At 55.0% G+C, this 2715-nt stretch carries 4 protein-coding genes; all 4 read right to left on the bottom strand.

Annotated elements, in window-relative coordinates; all coding sequences use genetic code 11:
* Positions 1 to 126: 126 nt before the first annotated feature.
* Positions 127 to 1056: a diguanylate cyclase domain-containing protein gene (locus tag ACWVCN_RS03620; RefSeq protein ID WP_455244150.1), complete on the bottom strand. Its 930-nt coding sequence runs from the start codon at positions 1054 to 1056 to the stop codon at positions 127 to 129.
* A gap of 326 nt (positions 1057 to 1382) precedes the next feature.
* Positions 1383 to 1760: a hypothetical protein gene (locus ACWVCN_RS03615; RefSeq protein WP_455244149.1), complete on the bottom strand. Its 378-nt coding sequence runs from the start codon at positions 1758 to 1760 to the stop codon at positions 1383 to 1385.
* A 276-nt stretch (positions 1761 to 2036) separates the two neighbouring features.
* Positions 2037 to 2360: a hypothetical protein gene (locus ACWVCN_RS03610; protein ID WP_455244148.1), complete on the bottom strand. Its 324-nt coding sequence runs from the start codon at positions 2358 to 2360 to the stop codon at positions 2037 to 2039.
* Between the two features lie 43 nt (positions 2361 to 2403).
* A partial coding sequence (locus ACWVCN_RS03605) for a PilZ domain-containing protein (protein WP_455244147.1) occupies positions 2404 to 2715 on the bottom strand: 312 nt, incomplete at its 5' end.

Below are 2715 nucleotides of genomic sequence, written 5' to 3'. Positions count from 1 at the left end.
TCTGATCCTGCCTCCCTTGTCCTTCCTGCCCTGCAACTGTGGCGGGATCAGAATTGTACGGTGTGGCGGACCTGAGTCGGCTTGACAAAATCAAGACCGGGGACGTGGGGCGAATAAAGGGGCCGCTCAGGCGGCAGACGTGAGTGTCACGTTGCGGTACCCGGAGGCTTCATGAAACGAAAAGCCGCTGCCACCCTGCTGCTTGGCTCGATACATCGCAGAGTCTGCGTGTTTCAATAATTCATCGATGCTCTGGTCGTCTTGGGGGTACACGGTGATCCCGATGCTGATTCCAATAGAGATGGAATGGCCTTTCAACTCGAATGCCGTCGAAATCGATTCGGTAATGCGCTTGGCGACGATAACGATGCTCTGCGCCGATGAAACCCCCTCCAGGATAATCGTGAACTCATCACCGCCCATGCGGGCGACGGTATCCACTTCCCGTACGCAGCTCTTCAACCGTTCAGATACCGCCTTGAGCAGTTCATCGCCGATGTCATGCCCCAGGGTATCGTTGACCGACTTGAACCGATCCAGGTCCAACAGCATGAGGCTCATCGGCTGCTGTAACCGTTTACTGCGGGCCATGGCCTGAATCAGCCGGTCGCGAAAAAGCGCTCGATTGACCAAACCGGTCAAATGGTCGTATTGAGCCAAATACGTCAGCCGCTCTTCCGAACGTTTTCGCTCGATGGCATATCGCACCGAACGTGCCAGCAACTCGGGATGGCCCTGACCCTTCACAAGATAATCCTGGGCACCTTGCTGGACCGCCTGCAGCGCCAACGTTTGATCGGTGACTCCACTCAGGACGACCACAGGAATCGAGGGATTGGTCGCATTCACATGCCGTATGGTCGGCAGACCGAACGCGTCCGGGAGGGAAAGATCGAGCAAAATCGCATCGAATCGGTGTGTATCAAGTTGGGAAATGCCATCGCCCAATGTCTTCACGTGGGTGATCTGAAACTCTTCGACGCTCCATTCAGAAAGCAAATCCTGCGTCAAACGCGCGTCGATGTCGTTGTCTTCAATCAGCAAGACTGAAATCATGACAATGATCCGACTGTCAGCTCGTGCCCAACCCTGTCACATGCCGTCAGAGATACGCAGTTCTCCTACGAGCATATATGATTGATTATAACGAAGGCTCTTGGCGTGGAAAGCAAAAAGTGCGTTTATTCAAAGGGACTTAAAGGGACTTATTGCTATCTGGTCGGGGTACGTAATCCGCGGTAAAGCAGTCAGGAGTGAACGAATGACCGGTAATCCATCAGGCAAAAAGACGTACAACCAATTTCCCTTCCCGGGAGAGCATGCCGGGAAGGGGCCGGCACGAACACCGAGCCACAGGCTTCGAGACGCCAGGTTCTCTGAAGCTACCCTGCGTGCAAGGCCTCTGCTCGACGGCGAACCTCTTGAGCCTTTTCCGACTGCCCAAGGTTCTCATAGAGCGAGGCAATATTTGAATGCAGGTGGGTGAGAAGCTGTCCCAGCTGCGCCTCTTGGGCGATGACGTTCGCTTCCAATGCGAGCTTCTTTTCTTCGCTCCGGCGATACCGCTCCTCCAGCCGCTGGATCAGTTGAATCCAGCCCTTGACCTTTCCGGAGTCCAGCTCGGGAGTGGTAGGAAGCGCCTCTCCGCGTTCCAGCGACTTCTCGGTCTGATTCATCCAATTGATGAAGATCAAGAAGTCACCCAATGTGATCTTCAACGCCGACGAAGCCCCTTCTTCTTCGATCACGAGATCTTCCATGACGACTCCTTTAGTAACTAAGGCGAGAATGACAAATCACAATTGGCCCAGCTGTGAACCAACATTCCAATCGATCGCACGAACACACCAGGCCTTGGTAGCCTGCGCAAACAACTCTGCTTGTTGAGATTGGTGAAGCCGGAAGAGGAGATCGAACAAAGACAAAGCAAATGTTCCATCATCGAAGTTCGAAAGGGTCTTCCGTCTTGTACTGCTCCGGGGCTAGCGTTGTCAACGGGTCTCCGGAGCCTGGATTCAAGCAAAATCCGTACGTCTTTATCCCTGCGGCGAGAGAGGGGGGACGTTTAGATAAATTCCAGCCGGCGGGTGTTCCGAGCCAATGGCTGCTTCACAAGCGTACCCCGGTTCGAATGGCCACAACAGCGAACGGCCCTCCCAGGAACCTCTGATACGGATGTATCGGAACGTGGTCCCGAGGCGCTCGGCCTCATCGCGCATCGTGGAGAGACAACCGTCATAGGAATAGGATCGGCGCCCAATAATCATGGGTTCCCCGGTCTGGCTATGGAAGATGGTGTACGGTTCCGCGCAACCGGTCAGGATGGCTGTCAGAAGCCCGAGAAGCACAACACTTCTCATCCGTGGCAAGCTCCAAGAAAGAGGACTGGTGGAAGTCTAGCATTCAGGAAGAGCGGAGTCGAGCGGAAGAGAAAAGGGCCACGTGCTGCTTCACCATTCGTCCGAGGCGGACCTGGTCATCCCCGGCCATTTTAATGAATTCTACGCCGAACCGGTGACCCTGCCGCCAGCGAACCCGTGCCAAGCCGACGGTGAGGGAGGAGGAGCTATCAGGTAAAAGGACCTTCATCTCAAGGTACGAACCAAGTTCCACCATTTTTCTGCTGGAGATTTCGCAGCCGGGCACCGAGACATTCACCACGGTCCCCTCGCCCACGCAATTCTCGCCCGCAAAGATCACCGGAAATTCGGCAGG

The sequence above is a fragment of the Petrachloros mirabilis genome, assembly GCF_975968855.1.
This window is presented reverse-complemented; position numbering and strand designations above follow the sequence as displayed.

Coding starts and splice junctions, on each gene's coding strand:
- ACWVCN_RS03620 (WP_455244150.1), bottom strand. CDS start 1,056: ATGATTTCAGTCTTGCTGATTGAAGACAACGACATCGACGCGCGTTTG.
- ACWVCN_RS03610 (WP_455244148.1), bottom strand. CDS start 2,360: ATGAGAAGTGTTGTGCTTCTCGGGCTTCTGACAGCCATCCTGACCGGT.
- ACWVCN_RS03615 (WP_455244149.1), bottom strand. CDS start 1,760: ATGGAAGATCTCGTGATCGAAGAAGAAGGGGCTTCGTCGGCGTTGAAG.